Genomic DNA, 20,635 nt, shown 5'->3' with positions numbered 1-20,635 from the left:
CACGCCAGCCCGCCATGCGGCTTCGCATGCGCAGCGACCGCGCCGTGACACGGCTTCAACCTGAATGGATGCAGCATCGGCGGTGGCGGGATCCGCCTGGATTTGTCGACAAGCAGGGCTGAGGCGCAGCGGTCGGCGCGGCGCCTGTCACCAACAAGGAGGGCACCATGTCCAGAATCACTTCCAAGCTCGCGGTCGCGGTCATCACGGCCATCCACTTCGTCGGCCTGGCCGGCATTGTCGATGTGCAGGCCCAGGCGCGACCGACCCGGATCACGGCGGAAATACCGCCGCAACAGGACGGTCCGCACCGTGATCCGCCGGGAGAGGAGCTCAAGTCTCAGTGCCCGACGGGCTGGCAACCGGTCCCGTCAGGCGTCAACCCGGCATTGAGGTGCCTGCCCGGCGATCTGCTCGCTCCGACCGGGGGGGCGATCCGTACCGCCGTGCCGCCGCCTGGCTGTCCAGCAGGCTGGAAGCCCGTTCCCCCGGAACTCAATCCGGTCCTGCGCTGCCAGCCCGGCAGCCTCTCGATTGCGCGCCGGCCCGATGCGGCCCCGCGACCTCCGGTCGGTTGCCCGGAAGGGTGGCGGCCGGTCCCTCCTGGGGTGAACCCGATCCTGCGTTGCCTGCCCAACGAGATCGCGACCCCTTCGCCGGCACGCGCAGGCCGGGCGGCGCCTCCGCCGGGTTGCCCGACGGGCTGGAGGCCGGTGTCTCCCGAGGTCAACCCGATGATGCGCTGCTTGCCCGCGCAGGTCGTGGTCCCGACAGGATCGCTACCGCAGCGCATGGGGCCGGAGGCGGGTGAGCCGATCCAGGGCGCGGCGGACGGTGTACGCGCCGACCCGACGCTGGCCGGCGATTTCTAGGCCGACAACCGGGGAGACTCGGCCCCGGGACTACGACCAGCAGGGCCGTGCCCGATCTCCAGAAGAGGCCGGTACCGGGACCCGTGCTCGCGCCGGAAGCGGTTTCGAACTCCAGCGGCCATTCGTCGCGGGCGCCGAAGTGTTGCACGCCGATGCGTCTGCACCGGTTGTCGAGGATGACGAGACCGACGACATGCGCAACGTGCGGGGCGTCGTGGAGAAGGATCGCCGGGGTTCCGGGGGCGCGATTAACGGGTCAGTGCCGACGCAGCCGGGTCAGTGCCTGGGTTGCCTCGGTCGTGCGGACGTCGCCGTCCCCGTACGCCGCATGCCGTATGCGCACGGCCTCTTCGAGCAGGGCCGTGGCCTCGGCATCGCGGCCTCGTTCGGCAAGCAACAGCCCCAGGGGCAGCAGCGCCCCGGCCACCCGTGGGTGGCCGGGGCGCAGGCGGAGACGGTAGATATCCAAGGCCTGGCGAAGGCTTGCTTCGGCGTCGTCCAGCCGCCCCTGCCGGTGCAGCACCGTTCCCAAGGGCACGAGCACGTTGGCGACGCGGTCGTGGTCGGCCCCGTAGTGGTTGCGTTGGCCCTCAAGCGCCTCGACGTACAGGCGCTCGGCCTCGAGCAGATCGCCGCGACGTTCTGCCAGCTGGCCGAGGTTGGATATCGTCGCCGCTCGCCATGGATGGTCGGGAGCGTAGGTGGACAAGGCCTCTAGGTAGAGCTGTTCCGCGCTTTCGAGATCGCCGGCCTCGGCTCGTACCTGGCCGAGATCGTTGAGGTTCATCGCAACGGTGTGGTGGATATCGCCCAATGCCTGCCGCCGGATGTCCAGCGCCTCCCGCAGCAGTGATTCGGCTTCGTCGAACCGGCGCTGCGCCTGCAACAGGCGGGCCAGGTTGTTCAGTACCGTGGCGACATGCGGATGCCGCCTGCCATGGGCGTGGGCGGTGAGGGTCAGGCTTTCGCGGTAGAGCGACTCCGCCGAGTCATACTCGCCCAGGTCCGCGCGAAGCAGGGCGAGATCGGACATGTTGTGGGCCAGATGCGGATGGCTGGGGGGCAGCAGGCGCCTGCGTATCGCCAGCGCCTCGCTCAACAGCGGCTCGGCGGCGGCGTAATTGCCCTGGTTGCGCAGGGCCATTCCGAGCTTGACCAGGCTGTCGGCCACGTCGGGATGCTCGTTGCCGAACAGCCGTCGTCGCATCTCCAGCGCGTCACGATGCACCCGCTCGGCCGCCGGGTAGTCTGCCGCACGGGTCAACATGAAACCCAGATCGCCCAGCGTGTTGGCGATCTCCACGTGCGGTTCGCCCAATGCCCGCCTGTAGTGTGCGAGGGCATCGCGGAGCAGGGCCTCTGCCTGCTCGAATTCGCCCAGATCGCTGTGCAGGCGGCCCCGGCTGCGCAGCGCCCTGGCCAACTGCAATGGTGCCGTGCCCGCATGCTCACGTGCAATGGACAAGGCTTGCGTGAACAGTGGTCCGGCGCGCTCGTACTCGCCGAGCTGACGGTAGGCTTCGCCGACGGTGTCGAGCAGCTCGGCGCGTGCCTCGGGCTGTCCGCCCAACTCGCGCTCGATGCCTTCCCAGCCGCGGTCCAGCAGTTCGCGGGCGCTCAACTTGGTGCCGCCGGAAAGGGTCGGGTCGGCGCCTTCGAACAACTGCAGCACCAGCGCCTGGACCTGGCGCGCCTTGGTCGCCTCGGCCTGGGCTCGGTCGCGCTCATGGGCGATCGTATTGGCCTGGCGGGTCACGGTGACCGCGTATGCGACCAGCATCGCGAGCATCGCTGCCGAGGCGGCGATCCCGAATGGATGCCTGCGCACGAACTTCCAACCGCGATATGCGATGCCTTCCGGGCGCGCGTGCACCGGCCGCCGCCGGCGCCAGCGACCGATGTCCTCCGCCAATGCGAGCGCCGAATCGTAGCGACGCTCCGGAACCTTGCGCAGGGCCTTGAGCACGATGTTGTCGAGGTCGCCGCGCAGCCGCCGGCGCAGCGCAGATGCCGTGGTTCCGCGGGCCGCGGCGACTTCGGAGTCGATCCGCTGGCTGGGGCGGACCGGTTCGCTGTCGCAGATCGCGCGCTCCAGCGCCGCCGCGGAGCCGGCGCCGGTTTCCTGCGCGCGGTGCCCGCCGAGCAGCTCGTACAGCAGCAATCCGAGCTGATAGACGTCGGTGGCGGTGGTCGCGGCCGCACCGGTGACCTGTTCGGGCGCGGCGTACTCGGGCGTGAACACGCGCATCGCGGTGCGCGTCAGCGGCTGCAGCGGTGCCTCGGCGTCGCCGAGTACCTTGGCGATGCCGAAATCGAGCAGCTTCACCTCGCCGTCGGCGGTGACCACGATGTTGGAGGGCTTGATGTCGCGGTGGACGATCAGGTGCCGGTGCGCGTGCGCGACCGCTTCGCAGATGCGCACGAAAAGCGCCAGCCGCTGGCCGATGTCGAGCCTGCGGTCGTCGCAGTAGCGATCCAGCGGCTCGCCTTCGACGTACTCCATCACCAGGAACGGGTGGCCATCGTCGTCGCGGCCGCCATCGAGCAGGCGGGCGATGCCGGGATGGTTCAGCGAGGCCAGGATCTGCCGTTCCTGGGCGAAACGGTGCAGGAACTCGCTCGAGCCCAGCGCCACGTGCAGCCGCTTGAGCGCGCCGAGCTGGCGGAATCCGGCGTTGACGCGTTCGGCCAGGTAGACCGTGCCCATCCCCCCCTGGCCGAGCCGCCGCAGCAGTCGCCAGTGGCCGAGCTGGAGACCGCTTGCGTCCCCGTCGAGCCCGGTCGCGGCTGCGTGGCCGTCGCCGTGCTCGGCCGCCCAGGCGCGCAACAGCGCGCCCTCGAGCAGCGCGTCGGGCCGCAACTGCGGCGCTTCGCGTCCGGCCAGTTCGAGCAGCGCCTCGACCTCCGCGCGCAAGGCGGGATCGCCGGCGGTCTCGCGGTCGAGCAGGGCGACCCGCGCGGCCTCGTCCAGATCCAGCGCCTGTTCGAACAGCGCATCGATCCGCTGTCGCGGATCGGGCGTGCGGGGAACGCCGGGTGGCGGGTCTTGGTCGCTCATCGGCGCGGCGCCGGCATCAATCCAGGGCCTTCAGCAGCCAGGCACGTGCACGCATCCAGTCGCGCTGCACGGTCCGCAGCGAAGTGTCGAGGGCGCGGGCGGTCTCTTCCTCGGTCATGCCGGCGAAGTAGCGGCATTCGACCACCCGCGCCAGGCGCTCGTTGAACGCCTCCAGCCCAGTCAGCGCCGCGTCGATCGCCAGCACCTGCTCGGACTGGCAGTCGGCGGCGACCATGTCGGCCTCGAGCGTGACGGCAACCGCTCCGCCACCGCGCTTGGCGGCATGCCGCCGGCGCGCATAGTCGACCAGGATCCGGCGCATCGCCCGTGCGCAGATGGCGAAGAAATGGCCGCGGTCCTGCCAGTCGACGGCATTGGCGTCGACCAATTGCAGATAGGCCTCCTGCACCAGCGCGGTGGTGTCCAGGGTCTGCCCGCGGCGCCCGGCCCGGGCCAGCTGGCCACGGGCGATCGCGCGCAGGCGTTCGTAGACCAGCGGCACCATCCGGTCGAACGCATCGCGGTCGCCTTCATGGTGACGCTGCAGCAGGCGGGTGATGTCGTTGGATGCTTCCCTGTCCATGTCGCGATACCCCATGTCGCGCTGCCCCAGCCCCTGTACTTCGGAGCCCTTTGTCCCGGAGCCCTGTAGCCGGGAGCATAGCGCGCCGTCGCGTCGCGGCGGACCGGCCGCGACGGGGACCGCGACCCGCTCCGCAGATCGCCGGCAGGCGTGACCCGCGGGAGCGACCGCAGGAGCGGCTTGAGCCGCGATGGAGCCTTCATCGGGAACGCCCAATCGCGGCTCACGAGAGTCGCGGGCCGCGACTCACGCCGCCTTGCGCAGTCCAACCGGGGCCGGGATCGCCCGGTGGGCGGCGGCCAGCGCCTCGCTGCGGTGCTGCGGCGAGTAGGCCACGCCCTCGGCACGGACGAACTCGACGTCGTCGATGCCCAGGAAGCCGAACACCTGGCTCAGGTAGGGCTCCTGGAAGTCGCTCGGGGCGCCGCTGTGGATGCCGCCACGGCCACTGGCGACGATCACCTTCTTGCCGCCGGCCAGGCCGACCGGACCGGTTTCGGTGTACCTGAACGTCTTGCCGGCGATCGCGATGCGGTCGATCCATGCCTTCAGCGTCGACGGGATGCTGAAGTTGTACATCGGTGCGCCGATCACGATCACGTCGGCGGCGAGGAACTGCTCCAGCGTCCGCGCCGCATCCGCGGCCTCGGTGGCGTCGGCCTGGGCCAGCGAACCTCCAGTCAGGTGAGGCAGGGGGTTGGCGTCCAGATCGCGATACTCGATCTGGATGTCCGGGAACGACTCGCGCCAGCGGCCGGCGATCGCGGCGGACAACTCACGGGTCACGGAGTTCGCGCCCAGGGCGCTGGAGTCGATGTGCAGAAGTTTCATGACGGGCCTCTCGGGGAGCACGGGCGGCTTTGGCGCCGCGGTGAGGCCAATCTAGGGTGTTGCAATATCGAGATAAATATAGGTAAATGTCACAAATCGTTCCATATTCGGAAAGGTGGCCATGTACGACCTCAACGACCTCTACTACTTCGCTATGGTGGTCGAGCACTCCGGATTCGCCGCCGCCGAGCGCGCGATGGGCATACCCAAGTCGCGGCTGAGCCGCCGCATCAGCCAGCTGGAGACCGACATGGGCGTGCGCCTGCTGCAGCGCTCGACCCGCCGTTTCGCGGTGACCGATGTCGGCCAGAGCGTCTACCGTCACGCCCAGGCGATGCTGGCCGAGGCCCAGGCCGCCCGCGAGGCGGTCGACCGGCTCAGCGCCGAGCCACGCGGCGCGATCCGGGTCAGCGTGCCGGTCAGCGTCGCCCAGCAGCAGATGCCCAAGCTGCTGCCGGAGTTCCTCGCCCTGTACCCGCAGGTCAACGTGCAGTTGCTGATCAGCAATCGCCGTGTGGACGTGATCAACGAGGGCATCGACGTCGCCCTGCGGGTGCGCTCGCGACTGGACGACGACGGCAGCCTGGTGATGCGCAGCTTCGGCCAGATCCAGGAGCTGCTTGTCGCCAGCCCGAACTACCTGCGCAAGATGGGCCGGCCGGTGTCGCCGGACGACCTCGACCAGCACATCACCCTGAGCATGAACGAGGACGAGCAGCGCCAGCGCTGGGAGCTGCACGGCCCCGATGGCGCGGTGCGCCGGGTCGACCTCAAGCCGCGCGTGGCCGGCTTCGACTTCCCGATGCTGATGGCGATGGCCAAGCAGGGCGTCGGCATCACCATGCTGCCGGAGACGATCTGCTCGGATGCGGTGCGCAACGGCGAGCTGGAAGTGGTACTGCCGGACTGGCGCCTGCCGCAGGGGATCTTCCACGCGGTGTTCGCATCGCGCCGCGGCATGCTGCCTGCGGTGCGGGTGTTCATCGACTTCCTTGCCGAGAAGGCACCGGGCCTGGTCGAGGCCGACCGCCTGAAGTGCGCCGAGATCCGCGGACGGCCCTGCAGCGACGAGGAAACGGCCGGCGGACCGGTCATCGCGCTGCCCGGCGCCGCGGCCGCCAGCGGCTAGGGATTGCCCGGCACCCGTGCGACAATGCGCCCGCCCGGCGCAATGCAGGGAACAGCCAGACGGCGACATGCCGACACCGGAGAGATGGCCGAGCGGTTTAAGGCACCGGTCTTGAAAACCGGCGAAGGGTCAAACCTTCCGTGGGTTCGAATCCCACTCTCTCCGCCATCTTCGATGGCTGCGTTCGTGGGATTGCCGGCCTGTGTGCATACCATCTCTCCGCCACATACGCGAAGCGCCCCGAATGGGGCGTTTCGCGTATGTGGGGGTGGAAGTGGATCTGGATGAGAACCGGCGCCGGAGGCGCCGGTTCGACAGCTCGGCAGGATGCCGATCTGGACAGCCGCATGGCTGCTCTCTCATCGCGTCCAGGCGCACGTCCAGAAGTCCACATCCTGACCTCCACCGGAGCGCAACACGGACGCGATGCGTCACTGCCGGGACATTCCGTTCGGCCAGCGACCGCGGCGGATCATCGTCGCGCGCTTCTTCATCTTCGGGGCTGTCGCGTTGCGCTCGGCCCGCTTCTTCTTGCGGACGGCGTACGTCTTCCGGAGTGCGGAGCAGCGCCTTTCATGCTCCGTAGTCCTCGCCCGGCGCCTCGGCGATGGCCCAGGTGACGAGCTGGTTGCTCGGTCTGGTATTGGGGCGGCATTGCCGCGGAGGTACCCGTCACGGTGTGCCCGGCCAGCAATGTTCTTGCGCTACGCTGTCGAGCAGTCGTCATCCCGCCATCTCGCTATCCTTCAGGAGCATCGTAGTGACACGAAAGAACCTTCTGGCTGCATTGCTGCTTGGTCTGCTCGTTCCCGTGCAGGGGATCGCCGGCTCTTCAGCCGACAAGCACCTGCGGACGAGAACCGTCCTCAGCCTCGAGACCGTCAGGCAGATCGCGGCGGCGGCCGAGGCCGTGGCGCGGCGCAACAACTGGAACGTCTCGATCGCCATCGTGGACGAGTCGGGACGTCTGCTTCATTTCCTCCGCATGGACGACTCGTCCAATTCCAGCGTCGATATCGCGATCGCCAAGGCCCAGCATGCCGCGAACTACCGGCGGGACACGGGTTTTCACCAGAACCTGTTGGCGGATGGAAACAACGTGGTGCTGGCGCTGCCGGCGGGCATGCCCATCGAAGGAGGCCTGCGGCTCGTGGTCGACGGCAACGTGATCGGCGGGATCGGTGTCTCCGGCGTCCAGGCTTCCGAGGACGGCAGGATCGCCCAGGCCGGCGTCGACTGGCTCGGCGAATGAAAGAGCCGCAGGCAACTCGCGCGGGCCGGGGTCTCGGGATACGGGGCCGTCCCGGCAAAAGGTAAAGAGCGGGTGCAGCTTACAGCCCTCAGGGCCGACATCACCACGCTGGCCGTCGACGCCATCGTCAACGCGGCAAACAGTTCGTTGCTGGGAGGCGGCGGCGTGGACGGCGCTATCCATCGGGCGGCCGGCCCTGAACTGGTTCACGAATGCAGGCTGCTGGGTGGTTGCAGGACGGGGCAGGCCAAGGCCACCAAGGGCTACCGTTTGCCGGCGATGCATGTCATCCACACGGTCGGCCCGGTCTGGCGTGGTGGAAACGACGGGGAAGCCGAGTTGCTGTCGGATTGCTATGCGAACTCCCTGATGGTGGCCGAGACGCTGGGCGTCCGTTCCATCGCTTTCCCGGGCATCAGCACCGGCATCTACGGGTACCCGAAGCCCGAGGCCGCACGGATCGCCATCGGTACCGTTTCCTCGCACCGGGCAGGATGCATTGAACAGGCCATATTCTGCTGCTTCAGCGATGATGATCTTGGGATCTACCGGGAAGCCTTGGCGCGGTTCGGGAGTTGAGTCGGACCATGGCGGCTATTGGCGGTGGACTCTCTATGCCGCCAACAACAGGAAGATCGCCGACTCGGGTGAGAGCTACTACAACAGGTCGGGCGCCGAGGCAGGCATCGATCTTGTCAAATCCACCCATTACGCAACGCCGGTCAGGGAGTGACTTGACCCAAGACCGGACGAATGCCCGTCCGTCCGGTCTTATGATCCGTTGCAGGTCTTGGCAGCACCTTCCCCGCACCTCACTCGCCACACACCAGAACCACCCGGTGGATTCCCATGTTTCTCCTTTCCCGGCAACTGCACGCAGACGGTGATCCGAATGCTCCTTTCCGCAGGTATGTCGAATACCTAGAGCAGAACCGGCCGAGATTCCCGGCTGCCGCGTACGAGTTGGCGGCATCTGGCCTGCTCTTCGACGCAACGGATCCGAATTGTCCGCATGACAGCTGGCTCGAATGGGCCAGGTTCGAGGAACCGTCGGAGGGAGAGCGTCGTGAATTCCGTTCTCTGAGCTTGCGAGTGCGCCTGCTTGGTGCGTACCACGACCGCTACATCGAGCTGTTCTACCCAGAGGTCTTCTCCTACACCTTGAACAATCCCCGATCGGGGGCAGGTCACTTCGATTGGCGTTACAGTGAAGTCCGGCTCAGCGATGCAGGTAATGTGATCCATGAGATTGAGTGGGCGGGCGCGCCGGGATTGCATGCGCACTGGCTCATCGAGGCTTCCGATGTGCAGATGCGGACGCTGCCGCTGGAAAGCGCCTGAGGTCTGGCCGTTTATCGTTTCCAGGGGAGAAGCGTGATGAGCGGTGTCGTGGGCAACGCGGCCAGGGCCCTGGCGCTGTTGATCGGTCTCCCGGCGCTGGTGCTGTTCGCCTACGACATCGCTGCTGTTCGACCTCATCTGGGCCGGATCGAGGCGGTTCTCGCCGCGGCGGATCCGGAGGATGCCGCGCCGCCGGAGCGGGTCCGCGAAATGATCGATCACGAAACCGGCGGCCCCGAGTTGTCCATCGCGCGCATGGTTGCGCACCTGCTGCGTCCGCATGACAGATCCGGCTGGAGGCACCTGCATGAGGCGATGCTGGTCTGGCTACTTCCCTTGCATCTGGACGAATCGCAGATCTATGGCCTGTATTGCGCCTTGTCCTACAACGGCACCGGCCGAGGCTTGAACGACTTCGCCGAACGCGAGTTCGGAAAACCGTTGAGCCGGCTTTCGCCGAAACAGGCGGCAACGACGGTGGCGATCACCCGTGCGCCGTCGTTCTATCTCAGGGATCGCGAAGGGCTGGATCGTCGCGCCAGGCGGTTGCCGGAGGCCAGCGGCCGGATGCCGGAGTAGTCCCCCGCGACAACCCGCATCTGCCGGGCCGCGACGAGACGTTTGCGGCGATCCGGCGCGGAGACCGGCCGCATGGACCGGTCGCGCAGGCGCTGTGGCAGTGGTTGAAGCAGGGGCATTGCGGCCTGCAGCCGGGTTGAGTGACGCGCGTTGCGACAGCTGGCCGGCGACGGGTGGTGGCGGATGTCTGGATCCGCTTCGCATGTCCGGCCATGACGGCCGGGGGGGCCGGCTCCGGTCAGTCCGCGCCCGGGCCGGGCGGTCGGTTCATGCCGTCCGCGCATCGGAGCCGGTCCAGCTGCAGCGTGGCCGCGGCCATCGCCGTGGCCGAATCCTGCTGTCCCACCAGGACTGCGGTGCCAAGGCCGTGCAGCAGGGCGAGCAGGGCGGCCGATTCGATCGCAGGATCGATAGCGGCGCGGAATTCGCGGTTCGCGATGCCCCGTTCCAGTTCGGCGGCGATCCGTGCCTGCAGCCGGTCGGGGCCCTGGATGAATGTGCGCCCGGGAATGTCGCCATCGGTCATTGCCAGAACCGCATACGACATCCACAGGAAATGGAATGCCCGTTGTTCGTCGTCGACCGGCAAGGCTTCGGCGAACAACGCCAACAGGGTGTCGAAGGCCGACGCCTGCCCACCTCCCACGGTCCGGGAGGACCAGCGCTGCAGGCTGCGGGACTCCAGTTGCTCCAGGCCTGCATGCATCAGCGCGGCTTTGCTGCCGAAGTAATACTGCACCAGCCGCAGCGAGATGCCGGCTTCGGCGGCTACGGCGCGCATCGACACCGCGGGCAGTCCATCGCGCAGGGCGACAGCGGTCATCGCTTGCAAGATCTGCTCGCGGCGCTGTGCATGGTCGGCGGTTCTGGGCATCGGCAGGCACTGGCGATTGAGTGATACAATTGTATCATTATCCTCTGTGTCGAACGAGGCCTCTCGCATGCGGCATGACCTGCCGGAAATCCCGCCGCGACTGTGGGCGCTTGCCGCGCTCACAGGAGCGGGAGCGTTCATGGCGATGCTCGACTCGACCGCCGCCAATCTGGCGCTGGAAACGATCCGTATCGACCTCGACGTGCGGCTGGGGGGCGTGCAATGGGTCGCGACCGGTTACCTGATCGCGCTGGCGGTGGTACTGCCGGTGACGGGCTGGCTGATCCGCCGCTTCGGTCATGGCCGGGTGTGGACGGCGGGCCTGGCGGGATTCATCGCCGCCTCGGCGTTGTGCGCGTTGTCGCGGGATCTGCCGCAACTGGTCGTTGCGCGCATCTTGCAGGGGTTGGCGGCCGGGGCGATGGTGCCGGCCGGGCAGGCAGTGCTGGCGGCACAGGCGGACCGGCGCCAGCTCGGACGGCTGATGGGCAGCGTCGGATTCGCGGTGGCGCTGGGCCCGGCATTTGGGCCGTGGCTGGGCGGCTGGCTGGTCGAGGCGTCATGGCGATGGATCTTCTGGCTCAACCTGCCGGTGGGTGCGCTCGCGTTGCTGGCCGCAAGGCGCTGGCTGCCGGACGGCGAGGCGAACGCGTGTCCGCCTCCCGACCTGCTCGGAACAATGACGGCGGGACTCGGCCTTCCGCTGCTGCTGTATGGCGTTTCCGGGCATGGCGAAGGCGGGCGCGGTATCGGCTGGCTCGCCTCCGGAGCACTGCTGCTGGTGGCGTTTGTCGTCCGCACCTTGCGTTCACAGGCGCCGCTACTCGATCTGGCGTTATTGAGGCGGCCGGGGGTCGCCGTGTCGTTGGCCACGGTCGCGCTGACCGGAGCGAGCATGTACGGCGGGCTGCTGTTGCTGCCGCTGTACCTGCAACGCGGGGCCGGATTCGGGCCGCCCGATGCGGGCGCGTTGCTGCTGGCGATGGGAATCGGTTCGGCCTGCGCGCTGCCGCTTGCCGGAGGCCTGACCGATCGCGTCGGCGCGACGCCGGTCGGCGTCGCCGGCGGCGGGCTGTTGCTGCTGGGCACGGCACCGTTCCTGTTCGCGCCGGCATCGTGGGCGTTGCTGCCGGCAACGGTCCTGCTGCTTGTTCGTGGGGCCGGACTGGCGCTGGCGCAGATGCCGGCGATGACGGCCGCCTACGCCACGGCCGGTCGCGGCGTGAGCGGTGATGCGGCGACCCTGGTCAATATCGCCCAGCGGCTGGGTGGCGCCGCCGGCGCGGTTGCCGTGGTGGCGTTGCTCGAACGCGGCGGCGCACACGCTTACGACCGGGGTTTCCTGCTGTTGGCGGTGCTCGCGGCGGCGGCGATGTTCACGGCGTTGCCGTTGTCGCGAGCCCGCGGTCCGGCGTGATGCCGCCCCGGTTCAATGGCCGGCAGCGGCGGCACCCACTCCCTTCGAGGCATCCCATCGCCGCAAAGCCGCTTCGACCACGTCGACGCCGCGCGCGACGGCCTCGGCATCGAGTGCGGACAGGGTGTCGTCGTCGCTGTGGATCACCTTCATCACCTTCGGCGTCCGCTTCGGCTTCCTGCCCTGGTACATCGCCAGGATACCGTCGATCTCCTCGGCGCCGACCATCGAGTAGGACACCGCCGGCCAGCCGGCCTTGAGAAAGGCGCGGTGGTCGGTCGGCGGGTATTGCTCACCGGGCGCGAACGCCAGCCGGGCGGCGTCGGCGGCGGCACGGCTGGCGTCGGTCATCGGCGAGGCGGGATCCGGACTCATCATCCACAGCGTGTCGCCCCAGCCGAACACGTCGAAGTTCACGTACAGCGCCGGCTGCTCGCTGTCCTGTTCGATATAGGCGCGGGAACCGAGCAGGCCGCGCTCCTCCAGATCCCAGAACGCGACCGCGACACGGTGATGGGCGAGGGGGCGCTCGCGGAAGCGCTGGGCGAGCGCCAGCACCACCGCGCTGCCGGAGGCGTTGTCGGTCACGCCGTCGCCGACATCGACCTTGTCGTAATGCGCGCCGAGCAGCAGCAACGGCGCGTCGGCGGTACCGCTGACGGTCGCCAGCAGATTGCGACCGCTCTGTTCGTCGATCTCGAACGGCTGCGCCTGCCACGGAATCCGCAATGCCTCCAGCTGGCGCACGATGGCCTCGCCACGTCCGGCGTTGTCGCCGCCGGCGACGATCGCGACCACGTCGCCATGCCAGCCGCTTGCGGCCGGCGACAATGGCGTCGCGGCGCGGTCGCTGGACGGCGATGGCAGGCTGGTGCAGGCGGACAGGGCCAGGGCGAGGCTGGCGATGATGGCGAGAGCGTGGTGACGGCGCATCCTTGACTCGTTGGTTGGGGGCGGAATCCGAGTGTGCCGCAGGCCGGCGTGCACGCCCATGGGCCGCAGGTCACGGGCTTGCGGATGCCCGCCAATCGCATGCCGGGAGACAGGCCGGCTGGCCGCGCGACTTGCAGGGGGGAGGGTCCGGACGTAGCCTTCTGGGCAGCCGTCGGCGCCGACGGGCCGCCAGAGGGACAGGGATGACGATCCGGGTATACCTCGTCGATGATCATGCGCTGGTGCGCACGGGAATGCGCATGCTGATGTCGGCCGAGGTCGACATTGAAGTCGTGGGCGAAGCGGGAAGTGGCGAACAGGCGCTCCCGGAGATCCGGCAACTGCAGCCCGACGTGGTGCTGTGCGACCTGCACATGCCAGGGGTGGGCGGATTGCGACTGACCGAGCAGATCGTCGCGATGGGCCGTTCCCGCGTCATCATCGTCTCGGTGCTGGAGGACGGTCCGATGCCGCGACGGCTGTTGGCCACCGGTGCTTCCGGCTATGTCGGCAAGGGCGGCGACGCGGCCGAGCTGCTGCGCGCGATACGCGAGGTCTCCCGCGGCAAGCGTTACCTGGCCGGCAACGTCGCGCAGCACATCGCGCTGGAAGCAATGGTCGATGGAGAATCGCCGTTCGAAAGCCTCAGCCGGCGCGAACTCGAGGTCGCGATGCTGCTGGTCCAGGGCATGCGCCAGGACGCGATCGCGAAGCGACTGAGCCTCAGTCCGAAGACCGTCTACACGCACAAGGCCAACGTGTTCGCGAAGCTGGCGGTGGAGGACACCGTTGGCCTGGCGCGGCTGGCGCGCCAGTACGGGCTGGCCGACCCTTCGCTCGCGCTCTGAGCGCAACAGGCCGACGGCCGCGCTGGCTCCTGTGATCCTGTCCGGAGCCGTCCGGGGCCCGGTGACCCGACCGGCTCAGCGCCCACCGCCCGGCGGCCACGCCGCGATCCCGGCCGCGCGCCGCGTCGACGACTGGCCAGCCAGGATGCGCGGACCTGCGTGGTATTGGCGAGACGCGATCGCCCGTGCCGGCCCCCATCGAGCGAGTGGCGGACCGGTAGCGGTCGGCATCCGGTCCGCTCGCACTGACACAGCGGCGCCAACGGACAGTGCCGTGCGGCGCCCTCCATCCGATTGAGCTCCGGACGATTCATCGCCGACAAACGATGAAGGGCTGCCGGCACCAGGTGCGGGCAGCCCTTCATGCTGTGCGCCCCTCCATGGGCGCGGGCTTGGGACCGCCGTGTCCGGCGGGTCGCAATCAGGCGTGGCGCTTGCCGGCCTCGGCATCGTCGTCGGCATCGTTGGAGGCCGATTTCGTTGCGTTCGCCGTGCCGTCGTCGGCCTGCGTGGTTTCGTCCGTGTCCGGAGTGGACGCATCGGCTTCGACGTCGAAGAGGCTGACCTGGCGGGTCGCGTTTCCGGCCGCGACAGGCGCCGGCTCCTCCGCTTCTGGCGTTTCCGCGTCTTCTTCCACGGCGGCAGGTTCGGCGACGACCGATTCGGCGGCTTCGGCCGCGGCGACTGCAGGTTCGACGACGGGAGCGGCAGCCGGCTCGACGTCGGCGGAAGACTTCTCCGTGAAATCCGCTGTGTTCGTCGTCGGCTCGACCCGGGCAGTGTCCGGTGCCGGCGCGTCCGCCTCGGCGGTCGTGTCGTCCGGCTTCCCGGCCTGCGCATCGGGGGCCGTTGCGGGGACGTCGCCGTCGTCGGCATCCGCCCGTTCAGACGCTGCGGTTTCGGCGATGCCGGGCGGCGCGACCGTGGCGATGCTCCGGCTGTCGTCCTGGCCCGTGGTGTCGCCATCCTCGGCAACGGTATCGGCGGACCCGGAGGTATTCCCAGCGTCGGCGCCGGCCGTCGCAGCGGATGCCGGCTGTGCCGGAACCACCGTCGCGGGTTCGGAGCCGCGGGGCGTTTCCGCGGCCGACGGCGGTACCGGCGGCAGCTCGACATCGTCGAAGTCGAACTCGGGCTGGGAGCGGCTGACGGTCGCAACGGGTGCATCGTCGTCGCCGCCGTCGGACGCGATCACCGTCGCGGCAGCTGCTGCGGTGGAAGTGGCGGTTCCAACTGTCGTGGTGCCGCGATCGGACGATGCCGGACGGTCCGTCGGCATGTCCTTCGCCGAAGCGTCGGCGGCATCGGTGGAGGAATCGTCCTCTCCGGCGCCGGCACTGCCTGACGCGTTCTCGCCTGCGTTCTCCGCACCGGCAGCGGTGGCACCGCGACGGCGGCGACGGCCTCCGCGACGGCCGCGACGGCGACGACTGCCGCCTTCGCCCGATTCGTCGGAGTTCGATGCGGCATCGCCGACCGAGGTCGGCTGAGCGGCGTTCGTCGTCGGATCCTGGGCAGGCGCTGCCGACGCGGCGATATCCGTTGCCGCGGCGGCGGCGGCCGTTGCGGCCTTCGTACCGGCCGCGTCTTCGCTCATGACCTCGGCGCGTGCACCCCTGTCGTCGCGCTTGTCGCCGGCGGTCTCCGTGCGGACTTCGCTGCGCGGCTTGCGGCCGCCTTCGCCCTGCGTCCTGTCCGCCGCCTGCGCACCCTTCTGGCCCTTTCGGCCATCGCGGGTCTGTTGTGCGGTTTCCTTCGCTTCGCTGGTGCGGTCGACCTGCTTCTCGGTCTGCTTTTCGGCCTGCTTCTCGGCCTGCTTCTCGCCGCTACGGCCCTGACCGCGCCTGGGCTCGTCGCGACGTCCGCCCTTGCCGCGGCGGCCGTTGCCGCGCGCCTCGCCGCGGTTGTCGGCGCGGCTGCCGCCGCGCTCGCCCTGGGACGGCCTGCCGGCAGCAGGCTTGCTTTCGGCCGGCTTGGTGACCTCGATTGCATTGCTGCCGCGGAAGAAACGCAGGATCCGCTCGACCACGCCGACGGAATGGGTCGGTGCCTGCACCGCCGGTGCAGGCGCAGGCGCGGCGACGGGCGCTTCCTCGGTCTCGCGCGGCTCGCGCTGCGGGGCGGGGCGGTTGGGCTTGACCTTGGTCACCGCCGGCGCCGGAGGAATGTTCAGATGGGCCTTGGTCAGTGCGTGCGTCGGCAGCTTGCGCGGAGTGCCGCGACGGTAGCTGGGCTTGCTGGTTTCCTCCTCGAGTTCGTTCTCGCGGATGCGCGTCACCTCGAAATGCGGAGTGTGCAGCTGCTCGTCGGCGACGATGACCACCGGCGCGTCGTGACGCTGCTCGATCTCGATCAGCGCGCGGCGCTTCTCGTTGAGCAGGAAGGTCGCGATCTCGGTCGGAGCCTGCACCAGCACCTGGCCGGTGTTGTCCTTCATCGCGTGCTCTTCGGCCAGGCGCAGGATCGACAGCGAAAGCGACTCGACGCTGCGCATGCGCCCGTGACCCTCGCAGCGGGGGCAGACGATCTGGCTGGACTCGCCCAGGCTCGGGCGCAGGCGCTGGCGGCTCATCTCGAGCAGGCCGAAACGCGAGATGCGGCCGACCTGGACGCGCGCGCGATCCTGCTTAAGCGCGTGCTGCAGGCGGTTCTCGACCTCGCGCTGGTGGCGGTTGCTCGACATGTCGATGAAGTCGATCACCACCAGGCCGCCGAGGTCGCGCAGGCGCATCTGGCGCGCGACTTCCTCGGCCGCCTCGAGATTGGTGTTGAACGCGGTCTCCTCGATGTCGCCGCCCTTGGTCGCGCGCGCGGAGTTGACGTCGATCGCGGTCAGCGCCTCGGTCTGGTCGATCACCAGGGCGCCGCCGGACGGCAGCCGCACCTCGCGCTCATAGGCGCTCTCGATCTGCGACTCGATCTGGAACCGGTTGAACAGCGGGGTGTCGTCGGTGTAGTGCTTGAGCTTGCGCAGGTTGTGCGGCATCACCTGCTCGACGAACTCGCGCGCCTCGGCGTACATCTCGTCGGTGTCGACCAGGATCTCGCCGATGTCCGGACGCATGTAGTCGCGCAGCGCGCGGATGATCAGCCTCGATTCCTGGTAGATCAGGAATGGCGAAGGCTTGGCCAGTGCGGCATCGGTGATCGCCTTCCAGACGCTGATGAGGTAGTCCAGGTCCCACTGCAGCTCTTCGGCGTCGCGGCCGACGCCGGCGGTGCGGATGATCACGCCCATGTCGTCCGGAATCTGCAGCGCGTCCATCGCGCGCTTGAGCTCGGCGCGGTCCTCGCCCTCGATCCGGCGCGAGACGCCGCCGGCGCTGGGCGAGTTCGGCATCAGCACCATGTAGCGGCCGGCCAGCGAAATGAAGGTGGTCAGAGCGGCGCCCTTGTTGCCGCGCTCCTCCTTGTCGACCTGGACCACGACCTCCTGGCCCTCGCGCAGCAGCTCGCGGAGCGACGCCTTGTTGTGATCGACGCCGGACTGGAAGTAGTCGCGGGAGATTTCCTTCAGCGGGAGGAAGCCGTGGCGCTCGGCGCCGTAGTCGACGAAGGCGGCTTCGAGGGAGGGCTCGAGACGGGTGATCTTGCCCTTGTAGATGTTGGACTTCTTCTGTTCCTTGGACGGCTGTTCGATGTCGATGTCGTACAGGGTCTGGCCGTCCACGATCGCGACACGCAGCTCTTCGGCCTGCGTTGCGTTGATCAGCATTCGCTTCATTGTTCACGTCCTCGCGCGCTGCATCCCGCCCGAAGGCAGGTCGCGCGGAACGCCGTGGCGTTTCGCCTCTGGATACTGCGTCCGTGCCGTCGCCATGCCCGGGGCAGGCGCCGGCAAGGTTTCAATTTCCAGCGCTACGACACCACGGCACGCCGCGGGAGCGCTTGTTGTTGCTTTCCGGTTGGAGTCCCGGCGATGCAGGCACCTGCGTGCATGCGCCTCCGGGACGGGGACCCGGCGGCGGCTCCGGTCCGGAGACCCTCGCGCCGCGCAGGTGTGTTCATTTCAGGTTGCAGGCGGTTTGACCCGCCGGACGAGACCGGGTTCCGCCGTCCGCCCTTGCTAACATGGCACCGCCGATCGTTCAGATCGCTTCGTGGGCGCCATCGCACGCGGACCGGATCCGCAGGAAGGTCGATGCCACGGAGCACCCCCTGTACCAGAGACCTGGAACCCGGGATGCGCCAGAGGTTGTCCGCCGGGATGGCCGGGCAGTGACTTCCTGCGAAATCAAAACCTTAGCTCGCGTCGCGAGTGTATCAGATAAGCCTTGCCAAATGCCCCGTTCAGACTCCTCAGATCGTTCTTCCCGTTCCGTCGCCATCGCTCCAGAGACGGCGCGCGGCGGCGCCCGCACCGTGCGGGTACCCGACGACCGTAGCGGGCAGCGGCTCGACAACTTCCTCGCCGGGCAGTTGAAAGGTGTCCCCAAGTCATTGATCTACAAGATCGTGCGCTCCGGGCAGGTGCGTGTGAACGGGGGCCGCGCGAAGGCCGAACGCAAGCTCGCGGGCGGCGACGAGGTGCGGATTCCGCCGGTCCGCGTGGCTGAACCGGGAGAGACCAGCGGACCGTCGAAGGGCCTGCTGGGGGCGATAGAAGGGGCGATCGTGTTCGAGGACGCGCGCCTGCTGGCGATCAGCAAACCGGCCGGGATCGCCAGCCACGGCGGCAGCGGGATCAGCCATGGCGCGATCGAGATCCTGCGGGCCCTGCGGCCAGGCCAGTCGCTGGAGCTGGTGCACCGGCTCGATCGCGACACCTCGGGTCTGCTGGTGGTCGCGAAGAAGCGTTCGGCGCTGGCCGAACTGCAGGCGCTGATGCGGGAGGATCTTTCCGTGAAGGGGCGGAGCATCGGCAAGCGCTACCTGACCCTGCTGGCAGGGCGGATGCCGGATGGAGTGATGAGCGTGGATGCGCCGCTGCATGTCGGTCTGCGCCAGGGTGGCGAGCGGCACGTGCAGGTGCACCCCGACGGCAAGCCCTCGCTGAGTCACTTCAGCGTGATCGAACGCCGCGGAGGGCATTCCTACTGCGAGGTCCGGATCGAGACCGGACGCACCCACCAGATCCGCGTGCACGCGCGGCACATCGGCCATCCGGTCGCCGGCGATCAGAAATACGGCGACGAGAGCGTCAACCGCCGGCTGCGCGAGCAAGCCGGCCTGCGGCGGATGTTCCTGCACGCGTCGACTCTCGAGTTCGCGCTCGATGACGGCCGCACGCCCTATCTGTTGAACGCACCGCTGCCGACGGAGCTCGCCGCCGTCCTCGACCGGTTGGCGTGAGCTGCCTGACCGTTACGCCAGTCCCGCATCGGCAGGGGACAGGGGCAGCGCGAGCCTGGACTAAAGCTGGTCGACCTGGCGCTGCTCGCGCTCCAGGCACAGCTCGGATTCCGGCGTCGGAGTGAAGTTCATCGGCACCTGGATGGTCTGGGAGACCGGCTGGCCGCGACGGGTCGCGGGCCTGAACTCCCAGGCGCGTACGCCGGCTTCGGCGGCGCGGTCCAGTTCCGGAACGCCGCTGCTTTCGAGGATGCCGACCTCGGTCGCACGCCCCTCCGGACCCACCACCACCTGCATCAGGACCGTGCCGCCGATGTCGGAGCAGGCCTGTTCGAGCGGATAGTCCGGCGGGGGCGTGTGGGTCGCGGCGACCTCGGTGGAAGGCTGGTCCGGTTCCGGCGGCGGGGCCGGCGCCCGGCAACTGCTCGCCGCCAGTACGGCGATCGATGCCAGCAGCAATGTGCTTCGACGGTTCATGGCGATCTCCAGTCGTTGTGCCTTGCGTACTGCGCCGGCCGGCGGTCGGGTGGTGCCGGCTCAGCCGGCCAGCTCGTCGGCCTTGGCCGCGCAGATGAAGTCGTTCTCGCTGAGCCCGCCCACGTCGTGGGTGGAGAAACGCACCACGCAGCGGTCGTAGTGCACCCCGAGATCCGGATGGTGATCCTCGCGGTGGGCGACGAAGGCCAGCGCGTTCACGAATGCCAGCGTCCGATAGTAATTGTCGAAGGTGAAGGTCCTGCTGAGCGCATGGCCGTCTTCGACCAGTTCCCAACCCGGCAGTTGTGGCATCAGCTCGCGGATGCTGGCTTCGTTGAGGCGGTGCTCCTTGCCGCGGCGCGGGATGCAGTGGGCCTTGGCGAGCGGAATGAGGTCGTTCATGGCGGGGTCCTGTAATCCAGTTCGGTCGTGCTGTTCGCCGGCACCGGGCCGGGCGCCCGGATGAACGAACGACAGTGCGCGGGGCGGGCGCGCGGTTCCGGCGCCGCGGCGCCGGATTTACCCCGCTAGAATAGCCGCATGATCCAGATTTCCGAATCCGCCCAGTCGCACTTCCGTCGATTGATCGAACGCGAAGCCATACCCGGGCTCGGCGTCCGCCTGTCGGCGGTCCGCGCGGGTACGCCGACGGCCGACGTGCGCCTGGAGTTCGCTGAGCCCGACGATCTGAACGGCGATGAATGGGCGATCGACTGCGAGGGCTTCACGCTCTGGCTCGACGGCGCCAGCGTGCGTTACCTCGACGGCGCCGAGATCGACTACGAGACTCGCGCGACCGGAGGCCAGCTGCAGATCCGCGCGCCGAAGATCAAGGGCGAGGCGCCTGCCGAGAACGCATCGCTGGTCGAGCGCGTGCGCTGGACCGTCGAGCACGAGATCAACCCGCAGCTGGCCCAGCACCGCGGCCATGTATCGGTGGAACAGGTCACCGCCGAGGGCGAGGTCTACCTGCGCTTCGGCGGCGGTTGTCATGGATGCGGGATGGTCGACGTCACTCTCAAGCAGGGCATCGAAAAGACCCTGATCGGCAAGGTGCATGGCGTGACGGCGGTACGCGACGCGACCGACCACGACACCGGCACGGCGCCGTACATCCGCCGCGATTCGGCGGCCTGAACCGACGGGTCC

The 20,635-nt window shown here is 68.7% G+C and carries 18 protein-coding genes and 1 tRNA gene; 11 read left to right on the top strand and 8 right to left on the bottom strand.

Annotation, left to right across the window (positions count from 1 at the left end):
* Positions 1 to 1,128: 1,128 nt before the first annotated feature.
* The 3 genes from L3V18_RS01910 to L3V18_RS01900 all read right to left on the bottom strand — a co-directional run bounded on the left by L3V18_RS01910 (position 1,129) and on the right by L3V18_RS01900 (position 5,344).
* The gene (locus L3V18_RS01910; protein WP_237052912.1) at positions 1,129 to 3,930 is read right to left on the bottom strand and encodes a serine/threonine-protein kinase; all 2,802 of its coding nucleotides are present in this window, start codon (positions 3,928 to 3,930) and stop codon (positions 1,129 to 1,131) included.
* A gap of 16 nt (positions 3,931 to 3,946) precedes the next feature.
* Positions 3,947 to 4,528, bottom strand: a complete 582-nt coding sequence (locus tag L3V18_RS01905) for an ECF-type sigma factor (protein WP_237052911.1) — start codon at positions 4,526 to 4,528, stop codon at positions 3,947 to 3,949.
* A 231-nt stretch (positions 4,529 to 4,759) separates the two neighbouring features.
* The gene (locus tag L3V18_RS01900; protein ID WP_237052910.1) at positions 4,760 to 5,344 is read right to left on the bottom strand and encodes an FMN-dependent NADH-azoreductase; all 585 of its coding nucleotides are present in this window, start codon (positions 5,342 to 5,344) and stop codon (positions 4,760 to 4,762) included.
* A gap of 121 nt (positions 5,345 to 5,465) precedes the next feature.
* On the opposite strand from L3V18_RS01900, the gene L3V18_RS01895 reads away from it, so the two are divergent.
* The 7 genes from L3V18_RS01895 to L3V18_RS01870 all read left to right on the top strand — a co-directional run bounded on the left by L3V18_RS01895 (position 5,466) and on the right by L3V18_RS01870 (position 9,645).
* Positions 5,466 to 6,473, top strand: a complete 1,008-nt coding sequence (locus L3V18_RS01895) for a LysR substrate-binding domain-containing protein (RefSeq protein WP_425493451.1) — start codon at positions 5,466 to 5,468, stop codon at positions 6,471 to 6,473.
* A 78-nt stretch (positions 6,474 to 6,551) separates the two neighbouring features.
* Positions 6,552 to 6,641, top strand: a tRNA-Ser gene (locus L3V18_RS01890).
* Positions 6,642 to 7,260: 619 nt separating this feature from the next.
* Positions 7,261 to 7,725, top strand: a complete 465-nt coding sequence (locus tag L3V18_RS01885) for a GlcG/HbpS family heme-binding protein (RefSeq protein ID WP_237052909.1) — start codon at positions 7,261 to 7,263, stop codon at positions 7,723 to 7,725.
* A 72-nt stretch (positions 7,726 to 7,797) separates the two neighbouring features.
* Positions 7,798 to 8,304 carry an O-acetyl-ADP-ribose deacetylase gene (locus tag L3V18_RS01880; protein WP_237052908.1) on the top strand — a complete coding sequence of 169 codons (507 nt, stop codon included), beginning with the start codon at positions 7,798 to 7,800 and terminating at the stop codon, positions 8,302 to 8,304.
* Positions 8,255 to 8,458, top strand: a complete 204-nt coding sequence (locus tag L3V18_RS19290) for a YegP family protein (RefSeq protein ID WP_343226300.1) — start codon at positions 8,255 to 8,257, stop codon at positions 8,456 to 8,458. The genes L3V18_RS01880 and L3V18_RS19290 overlap by 50 nt, the downstream gene beginning before the upstream one ends.
* Before the next feature lie 116 nt (positions 8,459 to 8,574).
* Positions 8,575 to 9,066 carry a hypothetical protein gene (locus L3V18_RS01875; protein WP_237052907.1) on the top strand — a complete coding sequence of 164 codons (492 nt, stop codon included), beginning with the start codon at positions 8,575 to 8,577 and terminating at the stop codon, positions 9,064 to 9,066.
* A gap of 36 nt (positions 9,067 to 9,102) precedes the next feature.
* Positions 9,103 to 9,645 carry a transglycosylase domain-containing protein gene (locus tag L3V18_RS01870; protein WP_237052906.1) on the top strand — a complete coding sequence of 181 codons (543 nt, stop codon included), beginning with the start codon at positions 9,103 to 9,105 and terminating at the stop codon, positions 9,643 to 9,645.
* 238 nt (positions 9,646 to 9,883) lie between these two features.
* Here the strand turns inward: L3V18_RS01870 and L3V18_RS01865 are convergent, their stop codons facing one another.
* Entirely contained in the window at positions 9,884 to 10,519 is a 636-nt protein-coding gene (locus tag L3V18_RS01865) for a TetR/AcrR family transcriptional regulator (RefSeq protein WP_237052905.1), read from the bottom strand.
* Positions 10,520 to 10,586: 67 nt separating this feature from the next.
* Here L3V18_RS01865 and L3V18_RS01860 point away from each other — a divergent pair, with 67 nt between their 5' ends.
* Positions 10,587 to 11,936 (top strand): DHA2 family efflux MFS transporter permease subunit, encoded by a 1,350-nt coding sequence (locus L3V18_RS01860; RefSeq protein ID WP_237052904.1) that lies wholly within the window; start codon positions 10,587 to 10,589, stop codon positions 11,934 to 11,936.
* Positions 11,937 to 11,948: 12 nt separating this feature from the next.
* On the opposite strand, the gene L3V18_RS01855 is transcribed toward L3V18_RS01860, so the two are convergent.
* Positions 11,949 to 12,869 carry a M28 family metallopeptidase gene (locus L3V18_RS01855; RefSeq protein WP_237052903.1) on the bottom strand — a complete coding sequence of 307 codons (921 nt, stop codon included), beginning with the start codon at positions 12,867 to 12,869 and terminating at the stop codon, positions 11,949 to 11,951.
* 203 nt (positions 12,870 to 13,072) lie between these two features.
* On the opposite strand from L3V18_RS01855, the gene L3V18_RS01850 reads away from it, so the two are divergent.
* Positions 13,073 to 13,717 (top strand): response regulator, encoded by a 645-nt coding sequence (locus L3V18_RS01850; protein ID WP_237052902.1) that lies wholly within the window; start codon positions 13,073 to 13,075, stop codon positions 13,715 to 13,717.
* Positions 13,718 to 14,138: 421 nt separating this feature from the next.
* Here the strand turns inward: L3V18_RS01850 and L3V18_RS01845 are convergent, their stop codons facing one another.
* Positions 14,139 to 17,432, bottom strand: a complete 3,294-nt coding sequence (locus L3V18_RS01845) for an Rne/Rng family ribonuclease (RefSeq protein WP_237053684.1) — start codon at positions 17,430 to 17,432, stop codon at positions 14,139 to 14,141.
* A gap of 566 nt (positions 17,433 to 17,998) precedes the next feature.
* On the opposite strand from L3V18_RS01845, the gene L3V18_RS01840 reads away from it, so the two are divergent.
* Entirely contained in the window at positions 17,999 to 19,009 is a 1,011-nt protein-coding gene (locus L3V18_RS01840) for an RluA family pseudouridine synthase (protein WP_425493450.1), read from the top strand.
* Positions 19,010 to 19,069: 60 nt separating this feature from the next.
* On the opposite strand, the gene L3V18_RS01835 is transcribed toward L3V18_RS01840, so the two are convergent.
* Both L3V18_RS01835 and L3V18_RS01830 read right to left on the bottom strand, forming a co-directional pair.
* Positions 19,070 to 19,486 carry an energy transducer TonB gene (locus tag L3V18_RS01835; protein WP_237052901.1) on the bottom strand — a complete coding sequence of 139 codons (417 nt, stop codon included), beginning with the start codon at positions 19,484 to 19,486 and terminating at the stop codon, positions 19,070 to 19,072.
* Positions 19,487 to 19,546: 60 nt separating this feature from the next.
* Positions 19,547 to 19,888 carry a 4a-hydroxytetrahydrobiopterin dehydratase gene (locus L3V18_RS01830; RefSeq protein WP_237052900.1) on the bottom strand — a complete coding sequence of 114 codons (342 nt, stop codon included), beginning with the start codon at positions 19,886 to 19,888 and terminating at the stop codon, positions 19,547 to 19,549.
* A gap of 138 nt (positions 19,889 to 20,026) precedes the next feature.
* On the opposite strand from L3V18_RS01830, the gene L3V18_RS01825 reads away from it, so the two are divergent.
* Positions 20,027 to 20,623: an NfuA family Fe-S biogenesis protein gene (locus tag L3V18_RS01825; RefSeq protein ID WP_237052899.1), complete on the top strand. Its 597-nt coding sequence runs from the start codon at positions 20,027 to 20,029 to the stop codon at positions 20,621 to 20,623.
* Positions 20,624 to 20,635 lie beyond the last annotated feature (12 nt).

The sequence above is a fragment of the Marilutibacter chinensis genome (assembly GCF_021725675.1).
GTDB lineage: Bacteria > Pseudomonadota > Gammaproteobacteria > Xanthomonadales > Xanthomonadaceae > Marilutibacter > Marilutibacter chinensis.
This window is presented reverse-complemented; position numbering and strand designations above follow the sequence as displayed.

Coding starts and splice junctions, on each gene's coding strand:
- L3V18_RS01910 (WP_237052912.1), bottom strand. CDS start 3,930: ATGAGCGACCAAGACCCGCCACCCGGCGTTCCCCGCACGCCCGATCCG.
- L3V18_RS01905 (WP_237052911.1), bottom strand. CDS start 4,528: ATGGGGTATCGCGACATGGACAGGGAAGCATCCAACGACATCACCCGC.
- L3V18_RS01900 (WP_237052910.1), bottom strand. CDS start 5,344: ATGAAACTTCTGCACATCGACTCCAGCGCCCTGGGCGCGAACTCCGTG.
- L3V18_RS01895 (WP_425493451.1), top strand. CDS start 5,466: ATGTACGACCTCAACGACCTCTACTACTTCGCTATGGTGGTCGAGCAC.
- L3V18_RS19290 (WP_343226300.1), top strand. CDS start 8,255: ATGATGATCTTGGGATCTACCGGGAAGCCTTGGCGCGGTTCGGGAGTT.
- L3V18_RS01875 (WP_237052907.1), top strand. CDS start 8,575: ATGTTTCTCCTTTCCCGGCAACTGCACGCAGACGGTGATCCGAATGCT.
- L3V18_RS01870 (WP_237052906.1), top strand. CDS start 9,103: ATGAGCGGTGTCGTGGGCAACGCGGCCAGGGCCCTGGCGCTGTTGATC.
- L3V18_RS01865 (WP_237052905.1), bottom strand. CDS start 10,519: ATGCCCAGAACCGCCGACCATGCACAGCGCCGCGAGCAGATCTTGCAA.
- L3V18_RS01860 (WP_237052904.1), top strand. CDS start 10,587: ATGCGGCATGACCTGCCGGAAATCCCGCCGCGACTGTGGGCGCTTGCC.
- L3V18_RS01855 (WP_237052903.1), bottom strand. CDS start 12,869: ATGCGCCGTCACCACGCTCTCGCCATCATCGCCAGCCTCGCCCTGGCC.
- L3V18_RS01850 (WP_237052902.1), top strand. CDS start 13,073: ATGACGATCCGGGTATACCTCGTCGATGATCATGCGCTGGTGCGCACG.
- L3V18_RS01845 (WP_237053684.1), bottom strand. CDS start 17,432: ATGCTGATCAACGCAACGCAGGCCGAAGAGCTGCGTGTCGCGATCGTG.
- L3V18_RS01840 (WP_425493450.1), top strand. CDS start 17,999: ATGCCCCGTTCAGACTCCTCAGATCGTTCTTCCCGTTCCGTCGCCATC.
- L3V18_RS01835 (WP_237052901.1), bottom strand. CDS start 19,486: ATGAACCGTCGAAGCACATTGCTGCTGGCATCGATCGCCGTACTGGCG.
- L3V18_RS01830 (WP_237052900.1), bottom strand. CDS start 19,888: ATGAACGACCTCATTCCGCTCGCCAAGGCCCACTGCATCCCGCGCCGC.
- L3V18_RS01825 (WP_237052899.1), top strand. CDS start 20,027: ATGATCCAGATTTCCGAATCCGCCCAGTCGCACTTCCGTCGATTGATC.